This window comes from Janthinobacterium sp. GW821-FHT03C08 (assembly GCF_059420905.1).
In genome coordinates this window covers 240609-256771 of sequence record NZ_JBWKUP010000006.1, presented here as the reverse complement: position 1 = coordinate 256771, position 16163 = coordinate 240609, and the positions used below count along the sequence as shown (strand labels likewise).

Sequence of the window (16163 nt, the reverse complement as noted above, 5' to 3'; positions counted from 1 at the left end):
GAGCCCGCCACCATGCGAAATACCAGCCAACGCCGTGAATCCATCCTCCAAATGCTTGCCCAGCAGGGCTCGGTGCAGGTGACCGATCTGGTGGAAAAACTCGGCGTGTCCGCGGTCACCATCCGCAGCGACTTGAATGCGCTGGAAGCGCAAGGCATGGCCACGCGCAGCCACGGCGGCGCGACCCTGACGCGCACCCCGCCGCCCGAGCACACGATACGCCAGAAGGATGCCATCAACCACGAGCAGAAGGAGCGCATCGGCGCCTATGCCGCGCGGCTGGTGGAACCGGGCGACAACATCATCATCGACTCGGGCACCACCACCATCTCGCTGGCGCGCCATCTGCGCGACGCGACGGGCGTGACGGTGGCCACGAATGGCCTCAACATCGCGTGGGAACTGGCCGACGCGCCGGGCGTGGACCTGATCCTCACGGGCGGCCTGCTGCGCAAGCAGTCGCTGTCCATCCAGGGCAGCCAGGCCGAAACCTGCCTGCAAGCCTACAGCTTCGACAAGCTGTTCCTGGGCGTGGACGGTTTCGACCTGCAGTTTGGCGTGACCACCCACCATGAAGCGGAAGCAAGCCTGAACCACAAGATGGTGGAACGGGCGAAGAAAATCATCGTCCTCACGGACGCCTCCAAGTTCGGCCGCGTCAGCCTGCACCGCATCGTGCAGCTGGACCGCGTCGATACCGTCATCACCGATGCCAGCATCAGCCAGGAGTACCGCGAAGGGCTGCACAAGCTGGGCATCGAACTTTTTATAGCGGAATAATACATGCTGAGCGGCAGAATCCTTACCCCATCTGGCTGGATCACGGGCACCATCACCTTTGACCAGCGCATCGTCCAGATACAAGAAGACCCTGCCGCCGACAGCGCGCTGACCATCCTGCCCGGCTTCATCGACCTGCACGTGCATGGCGCGGCCGGCGTCGACATCATGGAAGGCGGCAACGCGGGCGCCACCGTGGCGCAGGTGCATGCGCGCCACGGCACCACGGCCCTGCTGGGCACCACCCTGACGGCGAAAGAGCCGTCAATCCTGCGCGCCCTGCAAGGCCTGGCCGACGTCATCGCCGAGCGCCCCGCCAACGGCGCGCGCATGCTGGGCGTGCACCTGGAAGGCCCGTTCTTGAATTTGCACCGCCTGGGCGCGCAGCCGCCCGACGTGGTGCAGGCCAGCCTGGCGCTGGTGCAGCGCTTCCACGCCATCGCCCCCATCAAGGTACTCACCATGGCGCCGGAAATCCCCGGCCACCTGGAACTGATCCCGCAGCTGGCGGCGATGGGCATCCGCGTGCAGATCGGCCACAGCGCCGGCACGTATGACGAAGGCGTGGCGGCCCTGCAGGCCGGCGTGGCCGGCTTTACCCACCTGTACAACGGCATGACGGGCATGACGCACTACGACCCCGGCATGGTGGGCGCGGCGCTGGCGCACGCGGAGTACGCGGAAATCATCCCCGACCTGCAGCACGTGGCCAAGGGCGCCCTGCGCGCGGCCCTGCGCGCCATCCCCCGCCTGTACGGCGTGACGGACGCCACCTCGGCCACCGGCATGCCGGACGGCGAATACGGCCTGGGCACGCAGCGCGTCTACAAATGCCTGGGCTGCGTGCGCCTGGCCACGGGCTCGCTGGCCGGCAGCGTGCTGACCATGGACCAGGCCCTGCGCAATTTCGTCGAGCTGGGCCTGGACCTGGCCGACGCCTCGAACCGTTTGTCGCTGTACCCCGCCGATTACCTGGGCGAATCCGAACGGGGCCGCCTGGCACCGGGCGCCTGGGCCGATATCGTCGTCCTCGATTCAGCACTACAGCCAGTGTCCGTCTTCGTCGAAGGCGCGGCCATCGATCTTTCCACCCGCTAGACCACTTCATCTCACCTCAACCCCGTCCCGGAGTTTTCATGCACGACACGTCACACAAGGCCCCCGTGTGGGCCATGCGCTACCTGCTATTTATTGCCGGCATGGGGGGATTGCTCTACGGCATAGACATCGGCATCATCGCCGGCGCCCTGCCCTACCTGGAATCGACGGCCTCCGTGGCCTGGAAACTGACGGCCCAGCAGCTGAGCTTTATCGTCGCCGCCGTGCTGCTGGGTTCGGTCCTCTCGTCGCTGTTCGCCGGCGCCCTGTCCGACCTGCTGGGCCGGCGCTGGGTGATGTTCCTGGCCGGCGCCCTGTTCAGCGCCAGCATCCCGCTGATCGCCCTGGCCGACGGCTACCTGCCCCTGCTGCTGGGCCGCCTGCTGCAAGGCATCAGCGGCGGCTTGATCGGCGTCGTCGTGCCCCTGTACCTGGCCGAATGCCTGCCCGCGCAGCAGCGTGGGCGGGGCGCGGCCCTGTTCCAGCTGCTGCTGACCATCGGCCTGGTGGCCGCCGCCCTGATCGGCCTGCTGCAGGCGCAGACGGTGGAAACGGCCACGCAGGCGGCGCAGGCCTTGCCGGAAGCAGGCCGCATCGCCGCCATCTTCGCCGCCAAGGACCACGCCTGGCGCAGCATCTTCTGGGTCTGCCTGACGCCGGGCCTCGTGTTTACCATCGGCAGCCTGCTGCTGGCCGAATCGCCGCGCTGGCTGGCCCGCCGCGGCCGCATCGAGCAGGCACGCCAGTCGCTGCTGCGCACCCGCCTGCCCGCCGAAGCCGACCTGGAACTGCGCGAAATGCTCGATACCCCCGAGAACGCGGCCAAGACGAGCGGCACGGCCAAGGCCAAGGACCCGCTGCTGAGCCGTCGCTACGTGCTGCCCTTCCTGCTGGCCTGCCTGATCCTCGCCTGCACGCAGGCGACGGGCATCAATTCCATCCTCGCCTATGTCGTCAATATCCTCAACCAGGCGGGCCTGTCGGGCGCCTCGGCCAACATGGCCGACGTCTTGCTGAAAGTGCTCAATGCCGTGATGACGGTGGTGGCCGTGCTGCTGGTGGACCGCAAGGGCCGCAAGTTCCTGCTGATGCTGGGCACGGGCGGCATCGTCGTCTCGCTGCTGGCGGCCGGCCTGCTGTTCCGCGGCGCCGAAGCGCACCTGGCCGACGTGCGCCCCGCCATCGCGGCGCAGGTGCAGGCCGACGGCCTGACCGTGCACCTCGATGCGGCCACCCTGGCGGCCCTGGGCGCGGCGGCCGACGGCACGCCGCAGCAGCTGACCATCGCCTACGCCTACGGCCCGTTCACCAACGTGAAGAGCCTGCGCAGCGACGACCCCGTGCTGCGCCAGGTGACGATCGCCCGCGAAGACGCCGTGCAGGCCGACAGCGTGATCGGCGTGTTCTTCCGCAAGCTGCACCTGAACCCGTTCGCCGACCCGGCCGCCGGGCGCGAGGCGCCGCTGCGCATCGAGAAGGCCAGCCTCGGTCCCGTGCCCTCGTCCACGCATGGCTGGCTGGTGGCGATTGCCATCTGCGTGTTCGTCTCCAGCTTTGCCGTCGGTCCCGGCGTGTGCGTGTGGCTGGCCCTGTCCGAGCTGATGCCCACGCGCATCCGCTCGAACGGCATGAGCATCGCCCTGCTGGTGAACCAGTTCGTCTCGACGGTCATCGCCGCCATCTTCCTGCCGACGGTGGGCTTGCACGGCTATTCCACCCTGTTCTTCTTCGGCGCCGGCTGCACCGTGCTGTATTTCCTGGCGGCCGCGTTTTTGTTGCCGGAGACCAAGGGAAGAACACTCGAGGAAATCGAAGCGCATTTCGCCAGATAGCGAATTCAAGCAGTCTCCCATGCGGCCCCGGTCCAGCGTCCGGGCGCCAATCACATGCCCTCACCCTATAAGTTATCAAACTTATAGGGTGTTTTCATTTGGCTATGTCACCGTCAAGTGTGGGAACGCTCCCAACGTTGCCTTCAATTAGGTTTCTGGCGAGCGGATGCGCCCGGCATCGAGTATCCAGCGCCATCCCAGGTAGTTCGGCAGGTAGCGCGTGGCCACGCCGTGAAAGGGCCGCAGCCATTCCCGCAGGCGGCTGTGATAGGCGTTGACGTTCTGCACGTGGAGGGCGCCCCGCACGCGGATGCCGGCGCGCAAGTTGACGGCCTGGTGGCTGATGCCCGCAGCGCGCGCGAAGGCCCGGCAAGCAGCATGGCCGTCCGTCACCAGCAAGACATCCTTGTCGATGACGGGAGACAAACAGTGATGCAGCTTATTTCGACAAATTTCCCTTGAGCAATTTTCATCCATCGCCCGCCCAGGCGCTTGAGGCACCTGCATCCATATTTTTCTCGGCGGAGTCAACGGCACATGCGTAGCTGCGTTAATGCATGCAGACACGTCATTTCGTGCACACCGGAGACTCTAAATGAAAAATTTCTTGGCAATCCTCGCAGTCAGTGCAGCCTTTGCGTCGCAGGCGTTCGCACAGACCCCGGCAACTGCACCTTCGGCGGCACCCAAGCCATCGGCCGCAGCGATGGGAAATTCCGCTATGCCAGATGTGGCGCCCATGCCCAAGTGCAAAGATGGTTCGGCGCCCCTAGGCCAATCCACTCACGGTTGCCGTGGCCACGGCGGCATGATGAGCAACGCAGCGCCTGCGAAGATGGCAGCTGGCGCGGCTCCTGCGGCGAGTACCGCGGGCAAGGCAGCGCCTGCCCAGATGGCTCCAGGCGGCGGCGACGGCAAGGTTTGGGTTAACACCGCAAGCAAGGTCTATCATTGCGAAGGTGATAAGTACTACGGCAAGACAAAAAAAGGCGAATACATGGCTGAAGCAGATGCCAAGGCCAAAGGGTTCCATGGTGAACATGGAAAGGCTTGCGGGAAATAAGCGCGCGCCAGGATCTGCACTGACCGGATTGTCACCTGTCAGTGCATTGCCCATCCCACGCTCATCAGCCCGCCTGTCGCGGGCATTTTTTCAAGTATTCCGCCCCCCGCTTCCGCCACCCGCTTTCACTGGCGTCGCGTCAGAAGCACAATGCCTTCACGCAACTATGCCCGCCATTCGTCAAGATCAAAGCAGTCCCGATGGCCGTGGTCCGGCCTAAGCCGGAGCATTCCTGGCCTGACACTGTCCTTGATTCCCCATGCCAGCCCGACGCTTCGGGGCGCATGAAACGGTCACCCTTCCCCTATAAGTTACCTGCGGAAAAACCGCTCCAGTCAGGCACCGGAGCGACTTCAGCGAGCCGACTGCCATCGGACAAAATCCGCTTGCAAAAAAAGGGCGGCATAGATTTTCTTGCCTGGGAGCGCGGCTTGCAGGCCGGCGCGCACGGCACCGTACGTTTTTCCTTCTGGAATGGCGGCCGCCTGGGCTAGAATCTGGCTGCGTCGTGCTACCCACGAGGCGGCAATGGCGCCATGACAAAAACACACAGGAGAGACAGTGAGCTTATTTAGAACCAAGAATTTGGATGACATGATTGCCCACAGCAAGAAGCCGGGAGGACTGGCCAAGGTGCTGGGCCCCTTCGACCTTGTCCTCATGGGCATCGGCGCCATCGTCGGCACGGGCATTTTCGTACTCACCGGCACGGGCGCGCTGACGGCCGGCCCCGCCCTGTCGCTGTCCTTCGTCGTGGCGGCCGTCGCCTGCTGCTTCGCCGCCCTGTGCTATGCGGAATTCGCCTCCACCGTGCCCGTCGCCGGCTCCATCTACACCTACAGCTATGCGACCTTGGGCGAGCTGGCCGCCTGGATGATAGGCTGGGACTTGCTGCTCGAATACGGCCTGGCCGCGGCCGCCGTCTCCGTCGGCTGGTCCGGCTATTTCCAGTCGCTGCTGTCGGGCTTTGGCATCACCCTGCCCGTCGCGCTCACCGCCGCGCCCGGCGCCCTGCCCGGCGTGACGACCTTCATCAACCTGCCGGCCCTCGTCATCATGCTGGCCCTGACGGCCATGCTGGGCTGGGGCGTGCGCGAATCGGCGCGCCTGAACAACGTCATGGTGGCCATCAAGGTGGGCGTGGTGCTGCTGTTCATCCTCTTCGGCGCGCGCCACGTGCAGCCGGCCAACTGGCAGCCCTACATGCCGTTCGGCTACCACGGCATGCTGAGCGCCGCCGCCCTCGTCTTCTTCGCCTTCATCGGCTTTGACGCCGTCACCTCGGCCGCCGAGGAAGTCAAGAAGCCGTCGCGCGACCTGCCGATCGGCATCATCGGCTCGCTGGCCGTATGCGCCGTGCTGTACGTGGTGGTGTCGGCCATCATGACGGGCATCGTGCCATACCAGAAATTCCTCGGCATCGACCATCCCGTCTCGCTGGCCCTGCAATACGCGGGCGAAAACTGGATCGCCGGCTTCGTCGACCTGGGCGCCATCCTCGGCATGACCACCGTGATCCTCGTGATGGCCTTCGGCCAGACGCGCATCATCTTCGCCATGTCGCGCGACGGCCTGCTGCCCAAGCGCCTGTCGAGCGTGCACCCGCGCTTCCACACGCCATTCTTCGCCACCTGGCTGGTGGGCATCGTGTTCGGCCTGATCGCTGCCGTGATCCCGCTCAACATCCTCGCCGAGCTGATCAACATCGGCACGCTGGCCGCCTTCACCATGGTCTCCGTCGCCGTGGTGGTGCTGCGCAAGCGCCGTCCCGACCTGCCGCGCGCCTTCCGCTGCCCCGGCGTGCCCTACGTGCCGGCGCTGGCCGTGATCCTGTGCGTGGGCCTGATGAGCTTTCTCAGCTGGGTCACCTGGGTGGCATTTTCCATCTGGCTGGTGATCGGCCTCGTCATCTACTTCGGCTACGCGCGCCGGCGCTCGCTGCTGCATCCGCCCGCCTGACGGCAAGCGGTCCGCGCCGCGCGCACGGCGGCTACGCCAGGCCGGGCGCGGACAGCAGCCGGCGCGGGAACGGCGCCGTGGCCGCCGGCAGCGATGCCGCGCGGTCCGCGCCGACGGCCGCACCGCGCACCAGCTGGAAGGCATCAACCAGCGTGGCCAGCTGCACCGACTGCTGCTGCATGTCGGCCGCCGCGGCGGCCGCCTGCTCGACCAGGGCGGCATTTTGCTGCGTCACGTCATCCATCTGCGTGATGGCCTGGTTGATTTGCTCGATGCCCTCGCTCTGCTCCTGGCTGGCGGCCGTGATGTCGGCCATGTAGCCGGCCACCTGGCCCACCGAATGCTCGATGTCGGCCATCGTCCTGCCCGCATCCTGCACCAGCCGGCTGCCCACGCCCACCTTGTCCACCGAGTCGCCGATCAGCACCTTGATTTCCTTGGCGGCCTGGGCCGAGCGGTGCGCCAGACTGCGCACCTCGGATGCGACGACCGCAAAGCCGCGTCCCTGCTCCCCGGCGCGCGCCGCCTCCACGGCCGCATTCAGAGCCAGGATATTCGTCTGGAAAGCAATGCCGTCGATCACGCCGATGATATCGACGATCCTGCGCGAGCTCTCCTGGATCGCGCCCATGGTGGCAATCACCTGCGCCACGGCTTGCTCCCCCTTGCGCGCCGTTTCCGCGGCGGTGCTGACGAGGCGGTTCGCCTCGCGCGCGTTCTCGGCATTCTGCCTGACCGTGCCCGTCAGCTCTTCCATCGACGATGCCGTTTCTTCCAGCGCGCCGGCCTGCGACTCGGTGCGCCGCGACAGGTTCGCGTTGCCTGAGGCGATTTCCTGCGCGCCCCGCCCCACCACGCCCGTCGATTCCTTGATTTGCCCGACCAGCAGCTTGACGTTCGTCTGCAGCACGCGCAGCGCCTGCACCACCGCCGTCAGCTCGTCGTTGCCGCTGGCCGTGATGCTGCCCGACAGATCACCCGCACTCATGCGCTCGATATCGCTGCGCATGCGCTCCAGCGGCGCCACGGTCGTGCGCTGCAAGGCATAGCCGCCGGCCGCGCACGACACTACACCGCACAGCGTGGTAAACAGCATCGGCACGCCGGCGTGTCCCGTGGCCACGTAGGAGATGGCCGGCGCGGCGCCAAACAGCAGCGCCAGGGTGCCGAACATCAGGCCCAGCCGGGCGCGCAGCGTGAGCCGCGCCATCAGGTTCAGGCGCCGCAGGGCCGAGCGGGGCACGGCCACGCCTTCGCGCACTTCCAGCGCCGTGCTGCCTTGCCTGATCGCCCGGTAGGCCTGCTCGGCGGCCGCCACCTGTTCCCGGCTGGGTTTGACGCGGATCGAAGTGTAGCCCACCATCTTGCCATCTACCAGCATCGGCGCGGCGTTCGCCTCCACCCAGTAGTAGTCGCCATTCTTGCAGCGATTCTTGACCATCCCCGTCCACGCCTTGCCGCCCTTGATGGTGCGCCAGAAGTCGGCGAAAGCCTCGACCGGCATGTCCGGATGGCGCACGATGTTTTGCGGCGCGCCGATCAGCTCCTCGGCCGAAAAACCGCTGATATCGATGAAGTCCTGGTTGACATAGGTGATATTGCCCTGCAGGTCAGTCTTCGAGACTACCGTCTGACCCTCGCTGAGCACATATTCCCTGTTTGTTACCGGCATATTGTTACGCATGTCTCTCTCTCCTATCTATCCGCCCGATGGCGGCGCCATCCGGAAACTAGCGGGCTCGCGCCCTGGCCTCACAACATTCGTCTTGTCCTGCAGCGATCCTGGAAAGTGGAAAGGGGCGCCGTGCAACAACTTTTATGCCCTTATTCGCCATTTTTTGATCTGGATCAAATTTATTTTGCTACACAAATCCAACAATTTCAACATTTAAATTTAAAAATAAACCGAATTTTGCGTTTTTAAAGATGCGCGGAACTGGGCCGAATCTGCATTTTCATAGTGCGCGATGGCTGTCGGAGGCGCTCTTTTGCGCCAAAATAGCCGTTGCACCAAAAATACAAATCGTTTAAATCATGAAATTCATTGAAATCTAGTTTATTTGGTGTATGATGAGTCATATGGAACACGGCGGCCATGCCAACACAGCGCGCATCCCGCTCCAGCAAATCCGTAGTTATGCAGGGGAGAAACTCATGAACCAAGTCCTGGCCTTGCGCCTGCTCGACGCCGCCGACGATGCCGCCGTCATCATCGATGCCGCCTCGCGCATCCGCTATGCAAACGACGCCATGTATGCGCTGAGCGGCTATGCGCCGGGCAGCCTCTCCGGCCAGCAGATCGAGGCGCTGCTGCCCGACGCGGTGCGCCAGCAGCATGGCGCGCAGATCGGCGCCTACCTGGCGGGCGAAAAGAAATCGAAGGTGCTGGGGCACAAGCGCCATTTCGCCATCCGCCACCGCGACGGCTCGATGCTGCCCATCGTGCTCAAGGCCATGGACCTGGGCAAGCTGAACGACGAGAACTACATGGGGGCCTTCTTCATCGACCAGCGCCACGAACGCGCCATCGAACAGCAGAATGCGGCACGCTGGCAGCAGTTGCAACGCATCGCCCTGAGCGACCCGCTGACCCACCTGCCCAACCGCCGCGCCTTCGAGATCGAAGCCGTGCGCTCGGCGGCGCGGGCCAGGCGCGCCGGCAGCTCCCTGGCCATCGGCATCGCCGACATCGATTTCTTCAAGCACGTCAACGACCAGCATGGCCATGCCGCCGGCGACGCCGTCCTGCAAGCCATCGCCGCCGTATTCCAGTTCCAGGCGCGGGCGTCGGACGTCATCGCCCGCGTAGGCGGCGAGGAATTCGGCTTCCTGTTCCCGCACACCGACATGGCCATGGCGTACCAGGTGGCCGAGCGCATCCGTCGCGCCGTGGCCGAAACGCGTTTCGACTTCGGCAACCTGCACATTCCGGTAACGATCAGCATCGGCCTGGCGCCGCTGCCCGTCAACGGCGACTGGAAGGCAGGCTACATGCAGGCCGACGCCGCGCTCTACCAGGCCAAGAACCAGGGCCGCAACCGCACCGAGCAAGCCTGAGTAGCGCATCCGCATCCACCCACGCATCACCTGACAGGAGCAAGCACATGGAAACCACCACGACACATGCCGCACCCACCAGCCAGCTGGCACAGGCGGGGGCACGCGAATTGCTGGTCTTCGGACTGGGCAAGGAGGAGTACGCGATCGACATCGGCCTGGTGCAGGAAATCCGCGGCTACGGCGCCGTGACCCGCATCGCCAACGCCCCCGCCTTCCTCAAGGGATTCATTCACCTGCGCGGCAGCATCGTGCCGCTGATCGACCTGCGCATTTCCCTGGGCCAGGCCGAGCCCGCGTATGACGCCTCGACGGTAGTCATCATCCTGATCTTCGCGCAGGGGGCCACCGGCATCGTCGTCGACCGCGTGGCCGACGTGGTGCCGCTGGCACCGGCACAGCTCAAGCCGCCGCCGCAGCTGCACGGCTCCGCCATGGCCGGCCACGTGACAGCCATCGGCACCCTGGATGAACGCATGCTGATCGTGCTCGACATGGACAGCCTGCTGTCGGGCATGGGCATGCATGCCGGCGGCAAACTGGCGGCCTGAGGCCGCCGCCCGTCCCACTACCCGAATGCGCCCCGCGCGGAGACACCATGAGCATCCTGATCGTCGATGATAACGACACCAACCTGAGCCTGCTATCGACCCTGGCGCGCAAGGCCAGCAGCATCGAGCCGGTCTGCATGAGCGACCCCATCGACGCGCTGGACTGGTGCGTATCGCACGTGCCGGACCTGGTCTTGCTCGACTACCGGATGCCCAGCCTGTCGGGCAACGAGTTTCTGCGCATTTTCCGCAAGATGGACGGCATGGCCGACACCCCCATCATCATGGTCACCACCGAGAACGACCGCGCCGTGCGCAAGCAGGCCTTTTCGCTGGGCGTGACGGAGTTTCTCACCAAGCCCGTCGACACCATCGAGTTCAGTTTGCGCGTGCGCAACCTGCTGGCCTTGCGCGCGGCGCAAACCATGCTGGCCGACCGCGCCAAGCTGCTCGAGCACGAGGTGCAGCGCGCCATCGCCAACGTCACGGCGCGCGAAATGGAGCTGGTCACGCGCCTGGCGCGGGCGGCCGAATTCCGCGACCCGGAAACGGGCGGCCACATCATGCGCATGGCCCGCTACTCGGCGCTCATCGCCAGGGACCTGGGCACGGATGCGCAATGGCAGGAACTGCTGCTGCACGCGGCGCCCATGCACGACGTGGGCAAGCTGGCCACGCCCGACCACATCCTGCTCAAGCCGGGACGGCTGGACCCCGATGAAATGGCCATCATGCGCCAGCACGCGCAAATCGGCGGCCAGATCCTGGCCGGCAGCGATTCGCCGCTGATCCGGCTGGCCGAGGAAATTGCCTGCGGCCACCACGAGAAATACGATGGCAGCGGCTATCCGCGCGGCCTGGCGGGCGAACAGATACCGCTGTCGGCGCGCATCGTGGCCGTGGCCGACGTCTTCGACGCGCTCAGTTCGGAACGCCCGTACAAGCCGGCCTGGCCCCTGGAGCAGGCACGCCTGTTCCTGCAGCAAAACCGGGGCAGCCATTTCTGTCCGTTGTGCATCGACGCCTTCCTCGGCGCCTGGGATGAGGTGCTGGCCATCCGCGACAGCCTGCCCGACCCCGTCCAGCCCCATGCCCACCCACTTTAAGCGAGGAGCCTGCCATGCGCGTGCAACAACTGATCCTGAACAACCATGCCGACTTCGATGCCGTCCTGGCGCCGCTGGCGGACCTGCGGCCGCAGCTGGTGCTGGTCTTCGGCGCCTGCGCCTACTTCGCCACGCCCGGGCTGACGGCGGCCTTGCGCCGCCAGCTGCCCGGCGCCGTCATCGCCGGCTGTTCCACGGCCGGCGAAATCGCCGGCAAGCGCGTCTACGACGACAGCTGCGTCATCACCGCCATCCGCTTCGCCCGCACCCAGGTGGCCATCGCCGACGCCATCATCTGCGACATGGCCGACTCGCGCGACACGGGCGAACGCCTGGCGCAGGCGCTGCCGCAGGAAGGCCTGGCGGCCGTCTTCATGCTGGGCACGGGCGTGGCCATCAACGGCAGCGCCCTCATCGCCGGCCTGCAGGCGAACCTGCCGCCGGGCGTGACGGTGTCCGGCGGGCTGGCAGCCGATGGCGGCGCCTTCCGCCAGACGTGGACCCTGGGTCCGCGCGGCGCGGCCGACAATACCGTCGTCGCCGTCGGCCTGTACGGCGGCCATGTCCGCCTCGGCTACGGCAGCCACGCGGGCTGGGAAGCGTTCGGCCCCGCGCGCAAGGTGACGCGCTGCGTCGGCAACGTGCTGTACGGCCTGGACGGCGCGCGGGCGCTCGATATCTACAAGCTGTACCTGGGCGACTATGCGCGCGACCTGCCCGGCTCGGGCCTGCTGTTCCCCTTTGAAATGCTGTCGGCCGCGCATGAGAAAAGCAATGTCTTCCGCACCATCCTCGCCGTTGACGAGGAACAGGGTTCGCTGACCCTGGCCGGCGACATCCTCGCCGACGGTTACCTGAAATTGATGCACTCGAGCACCAATAAACTGATCGACGGCGCCGAAACGGCGGCGCGCGGCGTCCAGCCGCACGCCGACGCGCAGGGTGACCAGCTGGCCCTGCTCGTCAGCTGCGTGGGGCGCAAGCTGGTCATGGGCGACCGGGTCGACGAGGAAGTCGAGGCCGTGGCCGACCTGCTGGGCGCCGGCGTGAGCTGCATCGCCGGTTTCTACTCGAATGGCGAAATCGGCATCGCCCAGCCGCACGGCGCATGCCAGCTGCACAACCAGACGATGACCGTGACCGTGCTGAGCGAAACATGAACCGCACCCTGGCACGCCAATTGAGCCGGGTCTGCAACATCGATTCGGAAGGCGCCCGCGCCGCCCTGCTGGCGCAGGCACAGGCGCTGTGCGCGCAGCCGGATTTGCCAGCCGAACTGGCCGGCTTCCTGGCCGGCCTGCCAGCCCTGCTGCTGCGCATCGACAGCGCCTACGACCAGTCCGAACGGGACCTGGACCTGCGCTCGCGCAGCCTGGAGCTCAGTTCCACGGAACTGAGCATGACCAATGACCTGCTGCGCACGGAACTGGCCAGCCGCAACCGCGTGATCCAGTCGCTGCGCGTGGCGGCCGTGCGCCTGCTCGACAACGACGATTCCGGACTGCGCCTGCCGCAGGAAGGCGATATCGAGGGCCTGTCCGTGCTGCTGGCCGAACTGGTGGCGCAGCAGGAACTGCGCCGCATCGAGCTGCTGAACCAGCGCTTCGCGATGGACCAGCACGCCATTGTCAGCATCACCGACACGGCTGGCGTCATCATTTACGTCAACGACAAGTTCTGTGCCATCAGCGGCTATGCGCGCGAGGAGCTGATCGGCAAGACGCACCGCCTGATCAACTCGCACACGCACCCGGACGCCTTCTTTGCGCAGATGTGGCAAACCATCACCACGGGCCAGGTGTGGCACGGCGAAATCTGCAACCACGCCAAGGACGGCCAGCAGTACTGGGTCGATGCCACCATCGTGCCCTTCCTCGACGCGGCCGGCAAGCCCTATCAATACATCGCCATCCGCACGGAAATCAGCGACAGCAAGCGCATGGCCGAAACCATCGCGAAAAGCGAGCGCGAATACCGCAACGTCGTCAACAGCCTCAATGAAGTGGTGTTCCGCACGGACCTGAGCGGCGCCTGGACCTTCCTCAACCCCGCCTGGCATGCCATTACCGGTTTTTCCATCGCCAACAGCCTGGGCAGGAACGTGCTGCAGTTCATCGATGCGCGCGACCGCAACCGCGCCGCCGCCGGCCTGGCGCAACTGCAGTCGGGCCAGGTGGACAGCATGCGCCATGAAGCGCGCTACGTCACCAGCGACGGCAGCGTGCGCTGGATCGACGTCTGCGCGCGCGCCGAACACGACGGCCTGGGGCGGCTGGCCGGCATCACTGGCAGCCTGACCGACATCACGGAGCGGCGCCTGGCGGCGCGCGAACTGCAGCACAACCTCAATTTCGTCGACGCGCTGATCGAGACCATCCCCATCCCCCTGTACCTGAAAGATGTGCAGGGCCGCTACCTGCGCGCCAACCGCGCCTTCTGCGCCTTCTTCGGCGTGGCCCAATCGGACCTGCTGGGCCTGACGGCGGCGGACATCCTGCCGCCGCAGCAAGCGCAGTTGGTGGCGCAGCAGGATGCGCGCCTGCTGCAGGACCGGGGCAACCAGACGTATGAAGAACGGCTGAGCGTCGGCGCGCGGCAGGTCGATGTGCTGTTCAGCAAGGCCGCCCTGCTGAAGTCGGATGGCAGCCTGAGCGGCCTGGTGGGCACCCTGGTCGACATCTCCAGCCAGAAGGCGGCCGAACGCGCGCTGCTGCAGGCCAAGGAAGTGGCCGAATCGGCCAGTCGCTCGAAGAGCGAATTCCTGGCCAACATGAGCCACGAGATCCGCACGCCGATGAACGGCATCCTCGGCATGACGGACCTGGTGCTCGACTCCGAGCTCGACGTGCACCAGCGCAAATACCTGGAAATCGTCAAGGCCTCGGCCGACGCCCTGCTGTGCATCATCAACGACATCCTCGACTTTTCAAAGATCGAGGCCGGCATGCTGACCCTGGAAAGCATCCCCTTCAACCTGCGCCAGCTGATGCAGGAAACCATGCGCGCCCATGCCATGCGGGCCCAGTCCAGCGGGCTGGAACTGGTGCTCGACCTCGATCCCGCGCTGCCGCAAACCCTGCTGGGCGACCCGGGCCGCCTGCGCCAGGTACTGACCAACCTGACGGGCAACGCCATCAAGTTCACGCCGCATGGCGAGGTGATCGTCAGCGCCCGGCTGCTGGCCCGCGGCGACGGCATGGCACGGCTGCAGCTGGGGGTGCGCGACACCGGCATCGGCATCGCCGCCGACATGCAGGAGGCCGTCTTCGACGCCTTCCAGCAGGAAGACGGCTCGACCACGCGGCGCTTCGGCGGCACGGGACTGGGCCTGTCGATCACGCGCCGCCTGGTGACGATGATGCAAGGCAGCATCCGCCTGACGAGCGAGCTGGGCAAGGGAAGCACTTTCAGCGTGGAGCTGGCCCTGCCCATCAGCGAGAACCGCCCGCCCCTGCCGCCGCCCGGCAGCTCGCTGGCCGGGCGCACCATCCTGCTGGTCGACGACAATACCAGCAGCCTGACCATCCTGCGCAAGATCTTCGGGCATTGCGGGGCCAGCGTCACCGCCTGCGAATCGGGCGAGGCGGCGCTCGACGCCTGCCGCACCGCCCTGCCGGCGGACTGCATCATCATGGACTTTGCCATGCCGGGCATGAATGGCTTCGAGACGGCGGCGGCGATGGCCGCCCTGCCCCACTGGAGCCAGGTGCCCATCGTCATGCTGTCGTCGAGTGGCAGCCTGGGCGACGCGGCGCGCTGCCGCGAACTGGGCATCCAGGGCTACCTGCTCAAGCCGGCCAGCCCGGACGAGCTGCTGACGGTCACCATGAGCGTGCTGGGCACCTGCCGCGACCTGCCCAGCACCGCCCCCGTGGTGACGCGCCACGCCGTGCGCGAAAGCACGCCCAGCCTGGACATCCTGCTGGTCGAGGACAATGCCATGAACCGCGAACTGGCCACCGTGCTGCTCACCAATGCGGGCCACAGGGTCACGCATGCGGCGCACGGCCGCGAAGCGCTCGCGCGCCATGCCGCCGGCCACTTCGACCTGATCCTGATGGACCTGCAGATGCCGGAAATGGGCGGCTTCGAGGCGACGGCGCAGATCCGCCAGCGCGAGGCGCAAGGCATGCCGCGCAGCGTCATCATCGCCATGACGGCCAGCGCCTTCGAGGGCGACCGCGAACGCTGCATTGCCGGCGGCATGGACGATTACCTGTCCAAGCCGTTCCGCACGGCCGCCTTCCAGAGCCTGATCCAGCAGCACGTGTTGCAACTAGGAAACCATGTGCCGGCACCCGCCGTGCCGCCGGCCGAGGTGCCGGCGGCCAGGCAGGCCCAGGCCGGCTTCGACTATGGCGCGGCCCTGGCCGGCGCCGACCCCGAGGTCGTCGCCATCATCGGCGCCGCGTTCCTGGCCGGCCTGCCGGCCCAGCTCGATGCCATGCGCACGGCCCTGCAGGCGCACGACCGGCCTGCCGTGAGCCGGCAGGCGCATACCCTGGCCGGTTTGCTGGGCAACTTCCATGCGGCTCCCGCCGTCGCCATCGCCGCGGCCATCGAGCGCGAAGCGGCGGCGGCGCCACCACCGGCGCTGCAGGCGCGGCTCGCCGCGCTGGAGGCCCAGTTGCAGCTATTCGCGCAGCAGGCGGGCGCGGCTCTCCACGCATCCGGCCAAACTTGATGTAGATCATAATTTTTTGAACAAGCTCTTGCT

Annotated in this window: 13 protein-coding genes; 10 read left to right on the top strand and 3 right to left on the bottom strand. The window is 66.3% G+C overall.

Annotated features, from left to right (window positions below; all coding sequences use genetic code 11):
* Positions 1–12 precede the first annotated feature (12 nt).
* Genes AC07VL_RS10595 through AC07VL_RS10585 form a run of 3 tightly spaced genes read left to right on the top strand, consistent with a single transcriptional unit; the run spans position 13 to position 3710 of the window.
* Entirely contained in the window at positions 13–780 is a 768-nt protein-coding gene (locus AC07VL_RS10595; protein ID WP_070223655.1) for a DeoR family transcriptional regulator, read from the top strand.
* Positions 781–783: 3 nt separating this feature from the next.
* Complete coding sequence (locus AC07VL_RS10590) at positions 784–1878, top strand: N-acetylglucosamine-6-phosphate deacetylase (RefSeq protein WP_494805790.1); 1095 nt, start codon at positions 784–786, stop codon at positions 1876–1878.
* 38 nt (positions 1879–1916) lie between these two features.
* Positions 1917–3710 (top strand): MFS transporter, encoded by a 1794-nt coding sequence (locus AC07VL_RS10585; protein ID WP_494805789.1) that lies wholly within the window; start codon positions 1917–1919, stop codon positions 3708–3710.
* Positions 3711–3857: 147 nt separating this feature from the next.
* Here the strand turns inward: AC07VL_RS10585 and AC07VL_RS10580 are convergent, their stop codons facing one another.
* Positions 3858–4187: an IS1595 family transposase gene (locus AC07VL_RS10580; RefSeq protein WP_494805859.1), complete on the bottom strand. Its 330-nt coding sequence runs from the start codon at positions 4185–4187 to the stop codon at positions 3858–3860.
* Between the two features lie 118 nt (positions 4188–4305).
* Here AC07VL_RS10580 and AC07VL_RS10575 point away from each other — a divergent pair, with 118 nt between their 5' ends.
* Positions 4306–4773 (top strand): DUF3761 domain-containing protein, encoded by a 468-nt coding sequence (locus AC07VL_RS10575; RefSeq protein ID WP_494805788.1) that lies wholly within the window; start codon positions 4306–4308, stop codon positions 4771–4773.
* 353 nt (positions 4774–5126) lie between these two features.
* On the opposite strand, the gene AC07VL_RS10570 is transcribed toward AC07VL_RS10575, so the two are convergent.
* Positions 5127–5369: a hypothetical protein gene (locus tag AC07VL_RS10570; protein ID WP_494805861.1), complete on the bottom strand. Its 243-nt coding sequence runs from the start codon at positions 5367–5369 to the stop codon at positions 5127–5129.
* On the opposite strand from AC07VL_RS10570, the gene bcaP reads away from it, so the two are divergent.
* A complete protein-coding gene (gene bcaP / locus AC07VL_RS10565) occupies positions 5335–6732 on the top strand; it encodes a branched-chain amino acid transporter BcaP (RefSeq protein WP_494805787.1) in 1398 nt (465 codons plus the stop codon). The two genes, AC07VL_RS10570 and bcaP, sit on opposite strands and share 35 nt — an antisense overlap.
* A gap of 31 nt (positions 6733–6763) precedes the next feature.
* Here the strand turns inward: bcaP and AC07VL_RS10560 are convergent, their stop codons facing one another.
* Positions 6764–8416, bottom strand: coding sequence for a methyl-accepting chemotaxis protein (locus tag AC07VL_RS10560; protein WP_494805786.1), 1653 nt, complete (start codon positions 8414–8416; stop codon positions 6764–6766).
* A 470-nt stretch (positions 8417–8886) separates the two neighbouring features.
* Here AC07VL_RS10560 and AC07VL_RS10555 point away from each other — a divergent pair, with 470 nt between their 5' ends.
* Genes AC07VL_RS10555 through AC07VL_RS10535 form a run of 5 tightly spaced genes read left to right on the top strand, consistent with a single transcriptional unit; the run spans position 8887 to position 16130 of the window.
* Positions 8887–9789 carry a GGDEF domain-containing protein gene (locus tag AC07VL_RS10555; protein WP_494805785.1) on the top strand — a complete coding sequence of 301 codons (903 nt, stop codon included), beginning with the start codon at positions 8887–8889 and terminating at the stop codon, positions 9787–9789.
* 47 nt (positions 9790–9836) lie between these two features.
* Positions 9837–10340, top strand: a complete 504-nt coding sequence (locus tag AC07VL_RS10550; protein ID WP_494805784.1) for a chemotaxis protein CheW — start codon at positions 9837–9839, stop codon at positions 10338–10340.
* A gap of 47 nt (positions 10341–10387) precedes the next feature.
* Positions 10388–11446, top strand: coding sequence for an HD domain-containing phosphohydrolase (locus AC07VL_RS10545; RefSeq protein ID WP_494805783.1), 1059 nt, complete (start codon positions 10388–10390; stop codon positions 11444–11446).
* Positions 11447–11460: 14 nt separating this feature from the next.
* Positions 11461–12606, top strand: a complete 1146-nt coding sequence (locus AC07VL_RS10540) for an FIST signal transduction protein (protein ID WP_494805782.1) — start codon at positions 11461–11463, stop codon at positions 12604–12606.
* The gene (locus tag AC07VL_RS10535) at positions 12603–16130 is read left to right on the top strand and encodes a PAS domain S-box protein (protein ID WP_494805781.1); all 3528 of its coding nucleotides are present in this window, start codon (positions 12603–12605) and stop codon (positions 16128–16130) included. The genes AC07VL_RS10540 and AC07VL_RS10535 overlap by 4 nt, the downstream gene beginning before the upstream one ends.
* Positions 16131–16163 lie beyond the last annotated feature (33 nt).